Source organism: Micromonospora sp. NPDC048909, from assembly GCF_040649635.1.
In the GTDB taxonomy this organism is placed as follows: domain Bacteria; phylum Actinomycetota; class Actinomycetes; order Mycobacteriales; family Micromonosporaceae; genus Micromonospora.
On sequence record NZ_JBEZFU010000011.1, the window covers coordinates 51528 to 66848 of the forward strand.

At 74.5% G+C, this 15321-nt stretch carries 14 protein-coding genes; 3 read left to right on the plus strand and 11 right to left on the minus strand.

The window, feature by feature from the left end:
• The first annotated feature begins 58 nt into the window (after positions 1 to 58).
• Complete coding sequence (gene nhaA / locus AB0C04_RS25570) at positions 59 to 1375, plus strand: Na+/H+ antiporter NhaA (protein WP_357058869.1); 1317 nt, start codon at positions 59 to 61, stop codon at positions 1373 to 1375.
• A 36-nt stretch (positions 1376 to 1411) separates the two neighbouring features.
• On the opposite strand, the gene AB0C04_RS25575 is transcribed toward nhaA, so the two are convergent.
• The 10 genes from AB0C04_RS25575 to AB0C04_RS25620 form a co-directional block, all read right to left on the minus strand.
• Positions 1412 to 1609: a hypothetical protein gene (locus AB0C04_RS25575; RefSeq protein WP_357058872.1), complete on the minus strand. Its 198-nt coding sequence runs from the start codon at positions 1607 to 1609 to the stop codon at positions 1412 to 1414.
• On the minus strand, positions 1606 to 1938 hold the full coding sequence (locus AB0C04_RS25580; RefSeq protein ID WP_357058874.1) for a hypothetical protein: 333 nt from the start codon (positions 1936 to 1938) through the stop codon (positions 1606 to 1608). The genes AB0C04_RS25575 and AB0C04_RS25580 overlap by 4 nt, the downstream gene beginning before the upstream one ends.
• Positions 1935 to 2297, minus strand: coding sequence for a DUF1622 domain-containing protein (locus tag AB0C04_RS25585; protein WP_357058876.1), 363 nt, complete (start codon positions 2295 to 2297; stop codon positions 1935 to 1937). The genes AB0C04_RS25580 and AB0C04_RS25585 overlap by 4 nt, the downstream gene beginning before the upstream one ends.
• 39 nt (positions 2298 to 2336) lie before the next feature.
• Positions 2337 to 2924: a TMEM165/GDT1 family protein gene (locus tag AB0C04_RS25590; protein ID WP_357058879.1), complete on the minus strand. Its 588-nt coding sequence runs from the start codon at positions 2922 to 2924 to the stop codon at positions 2337 to 2339.
• A gap of 239 nt (positions 2925 to 3163) precedes the next feature.
• Positions 3164 to 4135 (minus strand): L-histidine N(alpha)-methyltransferase, encoded by a 972-nt coding sequence (gene egtD / locus AB0C04_RS25595; RefSeq protein WP_357058882.1) that lies wholly within the window; start codon positions 4133 to 4135, stop codon positions 3164 to 3166.
• On the minus strand, positions 4136 to 4936 hold the full coding sequence (egtC, locus tag AB0C04_RS25600) for an ergothioneine biosynthesis protein EgtC (RefSeq protein ID WP_357058884.1): 801 nt from the start codon (positions 4934 to 4936) through the stop codon (positions 4136 to 4138).
• 46 nt (positions 4937 to 4982) lie between these two features.
• Positions 4983 to 6317 carry an ergothioneine biosynthesis protein EgtB gene (gene egtB, locus AB0C04_RS25605; RefSeq protein WP_357058886.1) on the minus strand — a complete coding sequence of 445 codons (1335 nt, stop codon included), beginning with the start codon at positions 6315 to 6317 and terminating at the stop codon, positions 4983 to 4985.
• Positions 6314 to 7549, minus strand: coding sequence for an ergothioneine biosynthesis glutamate--cysteine ligase EgtA (egtA, locus tag AB0C04_RS25610; protein WP_357058889.1), 1236 nt, complete (start codon positions 7547 to 7549; stop codon positions 6314 to 6316). The genes egtB and egtA overlap by 4 nt, the downstream gene beginning before the upstream one ends.
• A gap of 182 nt (positions 7550 to 7731) precedes the next feature.
• Positions 7732 to 8628 carry a hypothetical protein gene (locus tag AB0C04_RS25615; protein WP_357058892.1) on the minus strand — a complete coding sequence of 299 codons (897 nt, stop codon included), beginning with the start codon at positions 8626 to 8628 and terminating at the stop codon, positions 7732 to 7734.
• 16 nt (positions 8629 to 8644) lie between these two features.
• On the minus strand, positions 8645 to 9361 hold the full coding sequence (locus tag AB0C04_RS25620; RefSeq protein ID WP_357058894.1) for an RNA polymerase sigma factor: 717 nt from the start codon (positions 9359 to 9361) through the stop codon (positions 8645 to 8647).
• Between the two features lie 535 nt (positions 9362 to 9896).
• Between AB0C04_RS25620 and AB0C04_RS25625 the strand changes: the two genes are divergently transcribed.
• Both AB0C04_RS25625 and AB0C04_RS25630 read left to right on the plus strand, forming a co-directional pair.
• Entirely contained in the window at positions 9897 to 11261 is a 1365-nt protein-coding gene (locus tag AB0C04_RS25625; protein WP_357058897.1) for a serine/threonine-protein kinase, read from the plus strand.
• 196 nt (positions 11262 to 11457) lie between these two features.
• On the plus strand, positions 11458 to 12720 hold the full coding sequence (locus AB0C04_RS25630; protein ID WP_357058900.1) for a nucleotide sugar dehydrogenase: 1263 nt from the start codon (positions 11458 to 11460) through the stop codon (positions 12718 to 12720).
• Between the two features lie 73 nt (positions 12721 to 12793).
• On the opposite strand, the gene AB0C04_RS25635 is transcribed toward AB0C04_RS25630, so the two are convergent.
• A complete protein-coding gene (locus AB0C04_RS25635) occupies positions 12794 to 15271 on the minus strand; it encodes an ABC transporter permease (RefSeq protein ID WP_357059324.1) in 2478 nt (825 codons plus the stop codon).
• Between the last annotated feature and the right edge of the window lie 50 nt (positions 15272 to 15321).

Consider the following 15321-nt stretch of genomic DNA (forward strand, 5'->3'; position numbering starts at 1 on the left):
GAAGTCTGGTCGGCGATCGATCCGTGCCGTCCCGAAACTCCCGAGGTGGACCCCGCGCATGACCGACCGCACTCCCCGCACCGACCAGTCCCGCTCCGGCGGCCGCTTCTTCTCGCGTACGTCCTGGCCGGAGGCCCGGTTCGTGGCCGACATGCTGCGCACCGAGACGGCCGGTGGCGCGCTGCTCCTGCTCGGCGCCGTGGTCGCGCTGATCTGGGCGAACTCACCGTGGACCCAGTCCTACGCCGGGCTGCGCGAATTCGTGCCGTGGCCGGGAGGTGCCCGCTGGCATCTCGACCTGGATCTGGCGAGCTGGGCCGGCGACGGGTTGCTGGCCATCTTCTTCTTCGTGGTCGGCCTGGAGCTCAAGCGGGAATTCGTCGCCGGTGAACTGCGGGATCGGCGCCGGGCCGCGCTACCCGTGGTGGCGGCGCTCGGCGGCATGCTGGCACCGGCGCTCATCTTCGTCGTCGTCACCGCGAGCACCGGCGGCGCGGGACTGCGGGGGTGGGCGATCCCCACCGCGACCGACATCGCGTTCGCCCTGGCCGTGCTCGCGCTGATCAGCTCCCACCTGCCGCACGGGCTGCGGGCCTTCCTGCTCACCCTCGCGGTGGTCGACGACCTGTTCGCGATCACCATCATCGCCGTCTTCTACACCGCGCACCTCAGCCTGCTGCCGCTGCTCGCGGCGATCGTGCCGCTCGGGCTCTTCGCGCTGCTGGTGCAGCGGCGCCGCACCTGGTGGTGGGCGCTGCTGCCGCTCGCCGCCGCCACCTGGGTGCTGGTGCACGCCTCCGGCGTGCACGCCACCGTGGCCGGGGTGCTGCTCGGTTTCGCCGTGCCGGTGCTGCGCGGTCGGCGCGGCGGCGCCGGGTTGGCCGAGCGGCTCGAACACCGGTGGCGACCCGTCTCGGCCGGCGTAGCGGTGCCGATCTTCGCGTTCTTCGCCGCCGGCGTGGCGCTGCGCGGGGCGGACCTCGGCGCGGTGCTGACCGACCCGGTGGTGATCGGCGTGGTCGCCGGGCTGGTGCTCGGCAAGAGCGTCGGGATCTTCTCCTCGACGTTCCTGCTGGCCCGGTTCACCCGGGCCGAGCTGGACGAGGACATCACCTGGTCCGACCTGCTCGGGCTGGCCCTGCTGGCCGGTATCGGGTTCACCGTCTCACTGCTGATCGGCGAGCTGGCGTTCGGCGCGGGCACCGCCGCCGGCGAACGGGTGAAGGTGGCCGTGCTCGCCGGCTCGCTGATCTCCGCCGCGCTGGCCACCGTCGTGCTGACCCGCCGCAACGCGGTCTACCGCCGGCTCGCCGAGAAGGAACGCGCCGACGCCGACGGCGACGGCGTGCCGGACGTCTACCAGCGGCCGACGTGAACGGCCCGCCCCCGGGGAAGGATCAGCCGTCGACGGTCAGTCCCGGCGCTCCTCCGGGGGCTCCTCGCCGGTCTCCTCGACGACCGCCTCGCTGGCCGGCTCCATGAGATCGTCGCCCGGCACTGCCACCTCCTCGGCCCGGTCCTGCTCGTCGACCCGACCGCCCGGCGGTGGCTCCGGCGCGGTGCCGGCGCCGGCGAAGCCGTACTCGTTGGGCTCGTCATGCCTGCTCATGTGGTCATCCTCCCGGTTTCTCCCGCTTCACCACCTACCGCCAACGGTAGGTGGTGATCGTCTTCCCCGCAGCGCGGCCGAGATTGTCGCCGCGGCCACGGACGCCAGGCGGCCAGCGACGCCCAGAGCAGTTGGCGCAGCACCACGATCGCCGCCGCCGCCCCAAGATCCGGCCAGCCCCGGGCGGCCGCGAGCCGGAGCAGACCGGCGGCGGTCAGCAGGTCCAGCAGCACCCGTACGGCGGTGCGCGCACGGCGGGTGGCGAGCAGCACGGCCACCCCGCTGACCAGGGCCAGCGCGGTGACCGTGGTGATCAGAACCCCGATCATCCCGGCCGCTCCGGCTCACTGACCTGCCGTTGCTCCTGCCGGATCTCCCGACCCAGGAAGTAGTTCAGTGCGGTCCGGATGGTGGCGATCGCGGCCAGTTGGCCGATCTGGTCGAACGTCGGGGACACCGCGGTGCGCAGGATGTCCGCCGCGAGCTGGAACTCCAGGCCCAGGGTGAGGAACCGGCCGAGGGTGAGCCGGATCGGGGTGAAGACGGCGGCGGTGCGGTGTCGCAGTCCCTCGACCACGAACCGCACCGCCGCCCAGACCGCGCCGAGAAAGATGATCAGCGCGCCGGCCACCTCCACCACGACGACCAGCACCTGGTCACCCTGGCGCAGGATCTCCTCGACGCCCATCCGGGGCCGTTACCCCGTGGGCGCGGCGGTAGTCGATCCTCAGGTCAACTGGGCGACGGCCTCCAGGATCAGCCAGAGGCCGGAGATGGCGAAGAGCACCGCAGCGCCGTACTTGATGACCTTCTCCGGCAGCCGGCGCCCGAGCATCCGGCCGACCAGGATCGCCAGCGCGTCGGCGGCCACCATGCCGACGGTCGAGCCGAGCCAGGTGCCGAACCAGCCGTACTGGGTGGCCAGCGTGATGGTGGCGAGCATCGTCTTGTCACCCAGCTCGGCGAGGAAGAACGCCACCGAGACGGCGACGATCGCCGACTTGCTGGTCTTCTCCGCCTTACGCCGCTCCTCCTCGGTGAGGGTGTCTCCGCGCAGCGTCCAGGCGCCGAAGCCGAGGAAGGCCAGCCCGGCGACCAGTGAGATCCATTCGGTCGGCAGCACCGCGCCGAGGCCGGTACCGATGGCCACCGACGCCAGGTGCACCACGGCGGTGGCGACGGTGATGCCGATCAGGACCGGCATCGGCTTGAACCGCGTGGCGAAGGTCAGTGCCATCAGCTGACTCTTGTCACCCAGCTCGGCGACGAAGATGACGCCGAAGCTGATCACCAGCGCGGCGAGGAATCCTTCCATGACACCCTTCCCGATCAGGCCGGGAGGAGGTACGGGGGCGCCCTCGACCCGGCTGCAACAGCCTGAGTCGAAGGTCTCGCCCGCCCCGGTGACCGGGGCCGCGTGGCCGGGCGCGGAACACGCCAGTATGTCGACCACGACATTGGGGGCTACTCCCCTTCGCGTGGCCAAGCCTATCCGATCACGGTCGGGCGCGGCCGGCCCGGGTGCGCAGATTCACCCGGTGACCGGCGTGGGCGTCACGTGGCGCGGGCCAGCGTGACGCCGAAGAGGCCGTCGGCGTCGGTCCAGAACGCCTCGACGGCGAAGCCGGCGGCGGCCAGCTCGACCGCGACGCCCGCCGGGCGGAACTTCGCGGAGATCTCGGTGCGCAATTCCTCCCCCGCGGCGAACGTCACGTCCAGGTCGAGATCGGCCACCCGCACGGGCATCGGCCGGTCGGCGCGCAGCCGCATCTCGATCCACTCATGCTCCGCGTCCCAGCGCGCCACGTGAGTGAACGCCGCCGGGTCGAAGTCCGCCCCCAGCTCACGGTTGACCACCCGGAGCACGTTGCGGTTGAACTCGGCAGTCACCCCGGCCGCGTCGTCGTAGGCGGGCACGATCACCGACGGGTCCTTGACCAGGTCGGTGCCGATCAGCAGCCAGTCGCCGGACTCCAGGGCGGCCCGCGTGCCGGCCAGGAACTCGGCCCGCTCGGCGGGGAGCAGGTTGCCGATCGTGCCGCCGAGGAAGAGCACCAGCCGCCGCCCGCCGGTGGGCAGCCGGTCGAGGTGGCGGGTGAAGTCGCCCACGATGCCCCGCACCCGTAGCCCCGGGTAGTCGGCGGCGATCTGCGCGGTGGAGCCGCGCAGGGCGCTGGCCGAGACGTCCAGCGGGACGAAGGTGCCCAACCCGCCGCGCCGGGTGAAGGCGTCCAGCAGCAGCCGGGTCTTGTCGGAGGAGCCCGAGCCCAGCTCGATCAGGGTCTTCGCCCCGGTCAGCTCGGCCACGGCCGGCGCCCGGGCGGCCAGAACGGCCCGCTCCGCCCGGGTCGGGTAGTACTCGGGCAACCGAGTGATCTCCTCGAAGAGTTCACTGCCCCGGGAGTCGTAGAACCACTTGGGAGGCAACCACTTCGGCTGCGCCGTCAGCCCGACGCGGACGTCGTCGCGCAGCCCGCGGGCCAGGTCCTGCTCCTCGATGTGGATCTCCAGTGGCTCGGCGCTCATTCAGGCACTTCCCTTCACGTGAGATGGACCTTGTTCGGCATCGCCCCGCCGTGCTGACCGCCGCCCCAGCGGACGCAGCCGCACCCGGCCGGCGACGGCGGTCACCAGTTGCCCGTCCGGCACCGCCCGCCATCCGGGGTCGTCGTCGTGCGGTTCGGAGGCGAGCAGCACCGAGTCCGGGGTCTCCCGGAGCGACAGCGCGTGCCCGAACACGCTGGCGACCGCGGTGCAGCCGTCGGTCAGCAGCACGTTGAGCCGGGACCCAGGTGCCGCCGCGGCCACCGCGGCCACCGTCGAGGCCACCGCGTCGGCCGGGTCGACGCCGGCCCGCAGCTGGTGGCGGGTCAGCGCCCAGAGCAACGCCGAGTCGGTGGCCGCGTCCAGGGTCAGCAGGTCCCGCACCGGCAGGTCGGCGGCGAGCGGCAGCACCGCGTCGGGCCAGCCGCGGATCAGGCCGTTGTGGCTGAACAGCCAGCGCCCCTCGGCGAACGGAGCGGCCGCGTTGTCGAGCACCGCCATGCCCACGGTCGCGGACCGGACGGCGGCGAGCACCGCGCCGGCCGAGGTGACCCCGGCCAACTGGGCGATCGTCGGGTCGCTCCAGATCGGCTGGGCGCGCCGGTAGCGCACCGGCTCACCGTCGCCCGGGTACCAGCCGACCCCGAAGCCGTCGGCGTTGATGGTGCCGCCGCCGCGCATGTCCCGCGGTGCCCAGGACTGCCGGACCAGCGAGTAGGGCGGGTCGAACAGCAGCTCCGCCAGGGTGACCGGAGGCCCGAGGTAGGCCAGGTGACGACACATCAGCCGGCACCGCCGCGGGCCACCGGCCGGTCGCGGCGGGCGAGCGTCACGGCTGCGACTCCTCGGGCCGGGCGTCGCGGGCGCAGCGGAAACCGCTGAAGATCTGCCTGCGGATCGGGTAGTCCCAGTTGCGGAACGTGCCCCGGCAGGCGGCCCGGTCGGTGCCGAACGACCCACCGCGCAGCACCCGGTGGTCGTCGCCGAAGAAGACCTCGGAGTATTCCCGGTAGGGGTACGCGGTGAAGCCGGGGTGGCCCCGGAAGGTGCTGGCGGTCCACTCCCAGACGTCGCCGATCAGCTGGTGCACACCGAGCGGGGACGCCCCCTGCGGATAGGCGCCGACCGGGGCCGGTGACAGGTGACGCTGACCGAGGTTGGCGTGCGCGGCGGTCGGGTCGTCGTCGCCCCACGGGTAGCGACGGGACCGCCCGGTGGCCGGATCCCACCGGGCGGCCTTCTCCCACTCCGCCTCGGTCGGCAGCCGCTTGCCGGCCCAGGTCGCGTAGGCCTGCGCCTCGTACCAGCAGACGTGCACGACCGGCTCGTCGTCGCGGACCGGCGCCCAGCGGCCGAACCGCCGGTAGGCCCAGCCGTCGCCGTCGCGTCGCCAGTGCATCGGCGCGGCGAGTTCCGCCGCCACCCGGTGCGCCCAGCCGGCCGTGCTCCACCACCGCGGGTCGTCGTAGCCGCCCGCCGCGATGAACCGCCGGTATTCCCCGTTGGTCACCGGCGCCGCGTCGATCGCGTACGCGGGCAGGTCGACCCGGTGCGCCGGGCGCTCGTTGTCCAGTGCCCACGGATCGGTGTCGGTGCCCATGGTGAACTCACCGGCCGGGACCAGCACCTCCCCGCCGACCCGGGCCCGCGGTGGCGGCGGTGGTGGGGCGTGCAGCACCGCCGGCCCGGAGCGCAGCTGGTGGGTGGCGAGCATCGTCTCGTCGTGCTGCTGCTCGTGCTGGACGATCATCCCGAAGGCGAACCCGTCCGCGACCAGCGGCTGGTCGGTGAACCGGATCCCGTCGAGCAGGTCATGGACCTTGTCGCGGACGGTGCGCACGTAGGCGCGGGCCTCGCCGGGCGGCAGCAGCGGCAGCGTCGGACGGTCCTTGCGGGGCTGCTTGAACGCGTCGTAGAGCTCGTCGATGTCGTGCCGGACGGCCGGACGCCCGCCGACGTCCCGGACCAGCCAGAGCTCCTCCTGGTTGCCGACGTGGGCGAGATCCCAGACCAGCGGGGACATCAGCGGGGAGTGCTGCCGCATCAGGTCGACGTCGTCGACGACGTCGGTCAGCAGCGCGGTCCGGGCGCGGGTGCGTTCCAGCTCGGTCGCTATCCGGTCGCGTAGCTGCTCCGTGCCGAGCCTGTCGGTCGTGTCGGTCACCGGTCTCCCCTCTCCGCGGCGGTGCGCCGCCGCCGCAAGCCTCGGTGGGTCTGCTCGTGCAGGTCGGGTGGCAGGTCGAGCCGCGGCAGGGCCGCGAGTGCCAGGTCGAACAGCTGCGCCGCGGCGGCACCGAGCGCCGGGTCGGCGAGCCCGTGCCGGGCCGCGGCGTGCCAGCGGTCGGCCACCGGCGCGCTGACGACGTGGGCGGCGTGCAGGGTGGCCGGGTCGGCGAAGAGTGCGGCCAGCATCGCCAGCGGGGTCACCCAGCCCCGGCCCGGCTGCGCGTCGAGGTAGCGCAGTTCCAGGTAGCCGCGCGGGCGTACCGGCGGAAAGAGCGTGCTCACGTGGTAGTCGAGGTCGTCGGTGGTCGGCGGCCTCGGCAGCGCGCCGGCCAACCAGTCGCCGAACGTGACGCCGGGCGGGGGCGTCCAGTCCGGCCCCGGATTGCGCAGGCAGAGCAGCGGTGCGGCGAGCACGTAACGGATCCAGGCGGCCGTCGGATCCTCGTCGGGCCGCCGCGGCGACCAGACCGGGCCGGTGCGGGCCGGGTCGATCGCCAGCCAGGCCGCCATCCGCGCGGAGGCCCAGCCGGTGGGCCGCCCGGCGTGCCGGTCGGCCGTGGCGAACGCCGCGAGCAGCGGGGGCCCGACCGCGTGCGCGACCGCCCAGCGCAGCGGGAGAAGCTCGGGCTGCCCCGCGTCGAGGCAGACCTGCAGCCCGGCGGTGGAGTACATCATCGTGCGCCCGGCGGAGCCGCGCTGGTCGAAGACGCGGCGCATGGCGCGGTAGCGGGGAGTGTGCAGCACCGGCCGGGGTCGCCGGTGCGGGTCGATGCCGGCGCGGCCGAGGAGCAGCCCCGCCGCCCGCAGCAGGCCGGCGACCTCGGCGATGTCGGCCTCGGTGGCGCGCACGAGCGCGGCGATCGAGGCTCGCGGCGGGGTGGAGATCTCGAGCTGCCCGCCCGGCTCCAGGGTCACTGCGCTGCCGTTGCGCAGCGGTTCGGCGGGACTCGTGTGGTCGAGGGTGGCGGGGCTGTGCCGCCCCAGCGCCGCCTGCAGCCGGCCGCGATCGACCGGGCGGGCGGGATCGGCGGCGTCGTGCACGGTCCATTCCAGTTCGACGCCGGTGTGGGTCGGGGGGCCGGTCTTGAAACAGATCCGCGCGAGGTGGCGGGCGGCGGCAGCGGATTCTTGCAGGATCGCGCCGCGATCCAGCTCGGGTGACGTCACCATCGATGGCCCCCTCCCGTGCCCGCCCTTGGACACCGTGCCACCGTAACGCCACCCGGCGACACTCTCGGCCGGCGTCCGGGGCCTCACCATCCTCTGTCTAGCAGACGAATTTCGTACGCTCGGCGGGAATGGCTGGCCCGGTCCCGGTCCGACGCCGGACCCGGCACCGGCCAGGGCGATCTTCAGCCGGCCGCCGGGGTGGGCCGATCGGTAGCGGGACTGACCGGGTCAGCCGACTCGTCGCCCGCGCCCACCCGCTTGCCGGCGTGGGCGGTCCCGGCCGCGTTCTCCTTGTCCTTGTCCTTGTCGTTGCCGGATCCGTTGCCGTTGCCGTCGCCGTTGCCGTCGCCGTTGCCGTCGCCGTTGCCGTCGCCGGACCCGTTGTCCTTGGCGGAGCCGTCGCCGGAACCGTTGGTCGGACCGGTCGTCGGTCCGGTCCCGTCCTGCGTGACCAGCCGCTGGCAGTACGCCTCGACCTGCCCGGCGCCACCGGCGGCAGTGACCAGCGGCGCGAACCCGGGGGTCTCCAGCGCCTTCTGCCGCTGGGCCGGCTTCTTGGCCAGGTACGCCCGGCAGTGCCCGGCCAACGCCCCGTCACGCTTCGGGGCGGCGGACGGACCGCTGCTGCTGGGGCTCGGTGCCGGTGTCGCGGAGGCGCCCGGGTCGCCGGTGGGCGTCGCGCCACCGGTGGGTGAGCCGTCCGGGCGGCCGGTGCTCGGGCCCGGGGTGGCCGGGCCGGGCGGCGGGGTCGGATCCGGTGGCCCGTCCAGACTGACCGCGGCGAACGCCGCGCCGGCGGTGGCGGTGGCGAGCACTCCGGCGGCCCAGGCCACGGCGCTCGCGGTGAAACGGCGGCGGCGCGGGGGCCGCACCGGCGCCGGGGCGGCCCGGGCCGCCCGGAACCCCGCCAGCGCGGCCTCCTCCCCGGCCAGTTCGTCCGGGCGCGCCGGAGCGGCCGCGGCGGCCAGCAGTCCGGCCAGTGGATCGGTCGAGGCGGCGGGCTCGCCGGCGCGGGACGCGTCGAGGAGCCGATCCGCCTCGCCGCGGTCGACGGGCCGGTCCGGCCGACGCCTACTCATCCTGAATCCCCTCACGTCAACCATCCGCCGGTTCGGCGTGCGGCGCCTGCGGGCGCCGGCCGCCCCGGGGCCGGGGCGCCGCCGCGCCGCCGGGCGGCAATGCGCCGTCAGGCGGCGATGCGCTGTCGGCCGTTGCCGCGCTGTCGGGCGGTGCCGCGGCCTCGGGCAGCGCCGCCTCGGGCGCGGCCGGCGACCGGAGGTCGCGGCGCTCCATCAGCGCGGCGAGCCGGCGCAGCCCTCGGTGGGCGGCGGTGCGCACCGCGCCCGCCCGGCGACCGAGCACCCGGCCGGCGGTCTCGGCGTCCAGGCCGATGACCGCCCGGAGCAGGACCGCCTCCGCCTCGCGCGGCGGCAGGGTGGCGATCAGCGCGAGCGCGGCCTCGGTGCCGATGGTCTCCCCGGCCCGCTCTGCGGTGTCGGCGTCGCCGGCCAGCTCGCTGAGCGCCTGCACCGGCACCGGCAGGGACGGGCGACGCCGCTGCCGCCGCAGGTGGTCCATGGCGCGGTTGCGGGCGATGGTGACCGTCCAGGCGCGGAACTCGCCGCCGGTGAAGCTGGGCAGGTCCCGGGATATCTGCAACCAGGTCTCCGACGCCACGTCCTCGGCGTCCGCGCCGACCAGGGCGGCCAAATATCGCAGCAGGCCCGGCTGGAGGGTTCGGTAGAGGAAGCGGAAGGCGTCCTCGTCGCCGGCCTGGGCCGCCGCGACCGCCTCGTTCAGCTCACCAGTCATGCCGTCCCCGGGTCACGCCGGAGCGGCGAACGCCGGTGCTGGCGCACGCGATGCCCGCCCGGTCCGTCGACCGGACCTCTTCCCGCACTCTCTCAGCCCCCCGCTGGCCTGATCGCCCCGCGACCGCCGTGGCCCGGGCGGCGCGTCTGGACGCTCGCCACGGCGGATGACGGTCGGCGGGGCGCCGTACCGGCGCCGTGAAGCGGCCCCGAGTCGCGCTAACGGTAGGAGCGGACCATGGCACCGACAAGTCAGCAGGACGTCACGGAAGAGTGACAATTATCAAGCTCGCACTGCGGTGTGTCGCCGTAACGCGACGGCCCCCGCAGACGCTACGTGACCTCGGCGATTGCTCCGTCCGGCCGCAGGGCCGTCCAGCGCGGCGGCATGTCGCATCCTGTCACGGATCGCTGCCGCAGCGTCACAGTCGTGGCCGGCGAAACCGGAGCGGGTCGGTCGCCTCGGTGGTGGCGGCGTCGACCGACGCGGCCCAGCGCGCCGCGTGGTCCGCGACCGCTCTGGGTACGGTAATCCCGTGTTGTCATCGGAGGTCGTACTCAGCGGTCGGTACCGCCTGGACGAACGCGTCGCCACCGGCGGCATGGGCGACGTCTGGCGGGGCACGGACCTGGTCCTCGGCCGGCAGGTCGCGGTCAAGGTCCTGCTGCCGGCGCTGGTCTCCGACCCGGACTTCATCGCCCGGTTCCGGGCCGAGGCGCGGATCATGGCCGCGCTGCGACACCCGGGCATCGTGCAGGTCTTCGACTGCGGCGAGGACGACCTGCCCGACGGCGGCCGGGCCGACTACCTGGTCATGGAGTTCGTCCAGGGCGAACCGCTGTCCAAGCGGATCGAGGCCGCCGGCCGGCTCGACGTCGCCGAGACCATGTCGATCGTCGCCCAGGCCGCACAGGCGCTGAACGCGGCGCACCGCGGCGGCATCGTGCACCGCGACGTGAAGCCGAGCAACCTCCTGGTCCAGGAGGACGGCACGGTCGTCCTGGTCGACTTCGGGGTGGCCCGGTCGACCAACGTGACCAGCATCACCAGCACCAACGCGGTGCCCGGCACCGCGCTCTACATGGCGCCCGAGCAGGCCGCGGGGCGGCCGGTCAGCGGTGCCACCGACATCTACGCCCTCGGCGCGGTCGCCTTCTGCTGCCTGACCGGTGGGCCGCCGTTCACCGGGGACAACCCGCTGCAGGTCGCCGTCCGGCACCTCGACGACGAACCGCCGGAGTTGTCACACGACATCCCCGAGGCGGTTCGCGCCCTGGTGTCACGGGCCCTGGCCAAGGATCCGGCCGACCGGTTCAGCAGCGGCGCGGCGATGGCCGAGGCGGCGCGTACCGCGGTCACCGACGGCGCGCCGCCGACCGCCATGGTGACGGCGACCCCGCTGCGCGGAGCCGGTCCGGACACCCAGGCGGAGCTCTCCTCCGAGGCGGTGCTCGCCGCCGCCGGGCAGCCGGGTCGCCGGCGCGGGCGTCGCGCTCTCGTCGGTGCCGCCGCGGCGGTGCTGGTGGCACTGACCGGCCTGGCAGCGGCGCTCGGCGCGGCCAAGTACGCCAACGCCCCGGCGGTCGAGCTTCCCACCACCGCGCCGGCGGTGGCCCCGACCGGCCGCGCCGACCTGCCGGCGGCGAACGAGGAGAACACCTCCGACCCGGCCCGGCCGGACCGGCCGGCCGCGCCGGGCGCGAGCGAGTCGGTGTCGGCCAGCCCGAGCGCGAGCGTGCAGCCGAGCGAGTCGGCCAGCCCGGAGTCGCCGGCCCCTACGACCACGGCCCCGCCGCCGACCGAGACGCCGACGACCTCCGCGCCGCCGACGACCGACAACCCGGAGCCGACCGCGACGGAGAGCAGCCAGACCGACCCGAACGGCCCACCGGCGGGCTGAGCCGCCGCCACCGGACGTCCACCAGAGCCTGGTCGGGGGCGGGGCGGCCGTCGGCGCACCGGCAGAAGGTGACGGCCGGACGGTTGCCGGATGCCCGACAGAGCACACCCGTCCCGATATCCCCAAAACGGACGTACGGCCGCAGAGACCCCCCTAGGCTCCAACCTGGTCGTTTCCATCTGCCGCGGGAGCTCGGGTGAGCACTGAGAAGTTGGTCGTCATCGGCCAGGGGTACGTCGGACTGCCACTGGCCATGCGGGCCGTGGAGGCCGGCCTGGACGTGGTCGGCCTGGACGTCGACGCCGACCGGGTCAAGCGGCTCGCCTCGGGCGAGTCGTTCGTGGAGGACATCCCGACCGAGCGGCTGGGCCGGGCGCTGAGCAGCGGCCGGTACCTGCCGAGCACGGAGTACACCGACGCCGAGGGCTTCGACATCTGCGTGATCACCGTGCCCACCCCGCTGCGTGACGGCACCCCGGACCTCAGCTTCGTCGAGCAGGCCGGCATCGGGATCGGCCCGTACGTCCGGCCCGGCTGCGCGGTCATCCTGGAGTCCACCACCTACCCGGGCACCACCGAGGAGCTGCTGCTGCCGCTGCTGGAGTCGGCGAGCGGGCTGCACAGCCCCGGTGACTTCCACCTGGGCTACAGCCCGGAACGGATCGACCCGGGCAACCCGACCTGGCGGCTGGAGAACACCCCGAAGGTGGTCTCCGGGGTGGACGCCGCCTCGTTGGCCCGGGTCGACGAGTTCTACCAGCGCCTCGTCCACCGGACGGTGCCGGTGGACTCGACCCGGGTGGCTGAGCTGACCAAGCTGATCGAGAACACCTTCCGCCAGGTCAACATCGCGTTGATCAACGAGCTGACGATGCTCTCCCACCACCTGGACATCGACGTCTGGCAGGCGATCGACGCGGCCGAGTCCAAGCCGTTCGGGTTCATGCCGTTCCGGCCCGGCCCAGGCGTCGGCGGGCACTGCCTGCCGATCGACCCGTGCTACCTGTCCTGGCAGGTCAAGCGGCGGCTGGGCCGGCAGTTCCGGTTCATCGAGCTGGCCAACGACATCAACCACGAGATGCCCGAGCACGTCACGCAGCGGGTGATGGCCGGGCTGAACCGGACCGGCCGGCCGGTCACCGGCGCCCGGCTGCTGGTGCTCGGGCTCGCGTACAAGAAGAACACCGGCGACATGCGCGACTCCCCCGCCGTCGACGTGGCCCAGCGGTTGCAGCGGCTCGGCGCGGAGGTACGCGCGGTGGAGCCGTACGCCGAGCCGCACCACGTGCCCGCCGGCGTGACCGTGGTGAACCTGACCGAACGGGAGATCCGGGCCGCGGACGCGGTGGTCGTGGTGACCGACCACGACGTCTTCGACTACGAGCTGGTGACCCAAAACGCCCGCTACATCTTCGACGCCCGCAACCGCTGCTCCGGCCCGGTGGTCGAGCGGCTCTGACCCGGCACCGCCGGCCCGGTCCCGTCGCGCCTGGCCGACGGAACCGGGCCGGCGGCCGTTCACCGGCCGGCCGTCACTGGTCGGCGAGCGCCGCCACCACCGGGCGGGCCAATGCCCGACGGGCCGGCAGCACCGAGGCGAGCAGGGCGGCCACCACCGCCACCGCGAGGATCAGGGCGAGCTGGCCGATCGGCAGCACCACGTGGAAGTCCCCGCCGATGCGGGCCAGCATCGCCATGGCCGAGGCGCTCACCCCGGCGCCGAGGCCGATCCCGAGCAGCGCGCCGACCAGCGCCATGAGCACCGCTTCGATGGCGAGCATGGCCCGCATCCGGCGTCGGCTGAGCCCGACCGCGCGCAGCACGGCGTTCTCCCGGGTGCGCTCCACCACCGACAGGCTGAGCGTGTTCGCGACCCCGACCAGCGCGATCACCACGGCGAGGCCGAGCAGCGCGGTGACGAGCCCGAGCAGCATGTCCACCGTGCCGGTCAGCATCTGCTTGTACGCGGCCTGGTCCAGCAGGTTCACCGTCGGGTACCGGCCGAGGACCGCCTCGATGGCCGCGCGGGCCTCCGCGGCGCCGACCCCCGCCGCGGGGTCGATCTCGGCCAGGTAGCCCCGTTCCCGCGGGAAGAGCGCGCTGAAGTCGTCGTCCACCACGTCGAGCACGTGCCCCTCGGCGACCGCGCCGCCCGCCACCGGAGTGTCGTCGGCGACCACCGCGGCGACCCGGAACGGTCGGCCGCGCAGCGTCACGGTGGACCCGACCCGCCAACCCCGCGCCGCGGCCAGCTCCTCGTGCACCAGGACCGTGCCCGGGCCGAACCGGGCGAGGTCACCGGCCGCCACCCCGGTCAGCGTCCGGCCGATCAGCGCCGGGTGGGCCGCGCGCACCTCGATGCGGTCGGTCACCGCGGTGCGCTCCTCGTGCACCACGCCCAGTTCCGGTCGGGCCCGCAGCTCGCCGGCGAGCGGCGCGGGCAGGTCCCCGCCGATGCCGGTGACCACGAAGTCGACCCCGATCTGGGCGTCCACGCTGCGCTCGATGCCGTCCTTGGTGCTGCGCCCGCCGACCACGAACGCGGACACCAGACTGATGCCGATCACCAGAGCGGTGGTGGTGGCGGCCGCGCGGCGCGGATTACGCACCGCGTTGGCCACGGCGAGACCGGCGGTCGCCCCGACGAGGCGCCGGACCGGCCAGCCGAGGACGCGGATCATCGCCGGGACGAGCACCGGGCCGAAGAGCACGATGCCGAGGAAGGCGAGCACCCCGCCGAGCGCCACCAGCGCGATCTGGGCCGCGACGGCCGCACCGAGCAGCGCGGCGATCCCCGCGGCGAGAACCAGCCCGCCGGCGGCCAGCCGGAGCCGACCGGCCGGACGGCTCGGCTGCACGGCGGCGTCGGTCAGCGCGGCGACCGGCGCGACCCGGCTGCCCCGCCACGCCGGCAGCAGGGCCGCGGCGACGGTGAGCACCGTGCCCAGGGTCAGACTCAGCAGCACGCTCGACGCGGTGACGGTGAGCCCGCCGCTGACCGGGACGTCGAGGCGGGGCAGCAGAGCGCCCATCCCGGCGGCCAGGGCCGCGCCGAGCAGCACGCCCAGCGCCGAGGCGACCAACCCGATCAGCGCCGACTCCAGCAGGGCGGCCCGGAACACCTGCCCCCGGGTGGCGCCGACCAGCCGTAGCAGCGCGGTCTGGCGGGTGCGCTGGGCCAGCACGATCGCGAAGGTGTTCGCGATGACGAACCCGGCCACCACGACGGCCACGCCGGCGAAGGTGAGCAGCACCATGGTGAACTGGCGCAGGTCCCGGACCGCGTCCTCGACCGCCTCGTCGAGGATCTGCTGGCGGTCCTTCACCACCGTCCCGGCGTCCGTCACCGCGGCGAGCCGGGTCGCCAGCGCCGCCTCGTCGACGCCGGGCCGGGCGGCCACCATGATCCGGCCGTAGCCCGCCATTCCGGTGACGGCGAGGGCGTCCGGCCCGGTCAGCCCGATGAACGGGCCGCCGATGTCCCGGACGGTGCCGGCCACGTCGACCGTGCCGACCAGGGTGTACGGGCGGGCGGCCGCACCGGTGCCGCCGACCCGTACCGGCGCGCCGAGGGTGAAGCCCTCCTGCGCCACCGTGGGCGCGTCGAGGACCACCTCCCCGGCGCGGTCCGGCAGCCGGCCGGCGACCACCTGGTACGAGCGCAGCGCCGGGTCGGTGGGAACGGCGGCGAGGAAGCCGTAGCCGAGCACCGGCCGGCCGTCCGCGCCGAGCACCCCGCCGGTGCCGGTCAGCTCCCCGTCGGCGGCGGCCACGCCGTCGACCGCGCGTACCCGGTCGACCAGCGCCGCGGGGATCGGCTGCCGCTCGGCGTACACGCCGAGGTCGGTGTGCCGGTCGAAGGTGCCGGCCCGCTCGTAGGCGCCGGAGCGCATGCCGTCGACGAAGATCAGTGTGCCGGCGATGAACGCGACGCCGAGCACGACGGCCAGCGCGGAGAGCAGCAGCCGTAGCGCCTCGGCGCGCAGCGAGCGCAGGGTGAGCCGCAGCATGCCGCCGGCGGCGGGCGCGGAAGGTGGGACGGGCACGCGATGCTCCCGGT

Coding starts and splice junctions, on each gene's coding strand:
- nhaA (WP_357058869.1), top strand. CDS start 59: ATGACCGACCGCACTCCCCGCACCGACCAGTCCCGCTCCGGCGGCCGC.
- AB0C04_RS25575 (WP_357058872.1), bottom strand. CDS start 1,609: ATGAGCAGGCATGACGAGCCCAACGAGTACGGCTTCGCCGGCGCCGGC.
- AB0C04_RS25580 (WP_357058874.1), bottom strand. CDS start 1,938: ATGATCGGGGTTCTGATCACCACGGTCACCGCGCTGGCCCTGGTCAGC.
- AB0C04_RS25585 (WP_357058876.1), bottom strand. CDS start 2,297: ATGGGCGTCGAGGAGATCCTGCGCCAGGGTGACCAGGTGCTGGTCGTC.
- AB0C04_RS25590 (WP_357058879.1), bottom strand. CDS start 2,924: ATGGAAGGATTCCTCGCCGCGCTGGTGATCAGCTTCGGCGTCATCTTC.
- egtD (WP_357058882.1), bottom strand. CDS start 4,135: ATGAGCGCCGAGCCACTGGAGATCCACATCGAGGAGCAGGACCTGGCC.
- egtC (WP_357058884.1), bottom strand. CDS start 4,936: ATGTGTCGTCACCTGGCCTACCTCGGGCCTCCGGTCACCCTGGCGGAG.
- egtA (WP_357058889.1), bottom strand. CDS start 7,549: ATGGTGACGTCACCCGAGCTGGATCGCGGCGCGATCCTGCAAGAATCC.
- AB0C04_RS25615 (WP_357058892.1), bottom strand. CDS start 8,628: ATGAGTAGGCGTCGGCCGGACCGGCCCGTCGACCGCGGCGAGGCGGAT.
- AB0C04_RS25620 (WP_357058894.1), bottom strand. CDS start 9,361: ATGACTGGTGAGCTGAACGAGGCGGTCGCGGCGGCCCAGGCCGGCGAC.
- AB0C04_RS25635 (WP_357059324.1), bottom strand. CDS start 15,271: ATGCTGCGGCTCACCCTGCGCTCGCTGCGCGCCGAGGCGCTACGGCTG.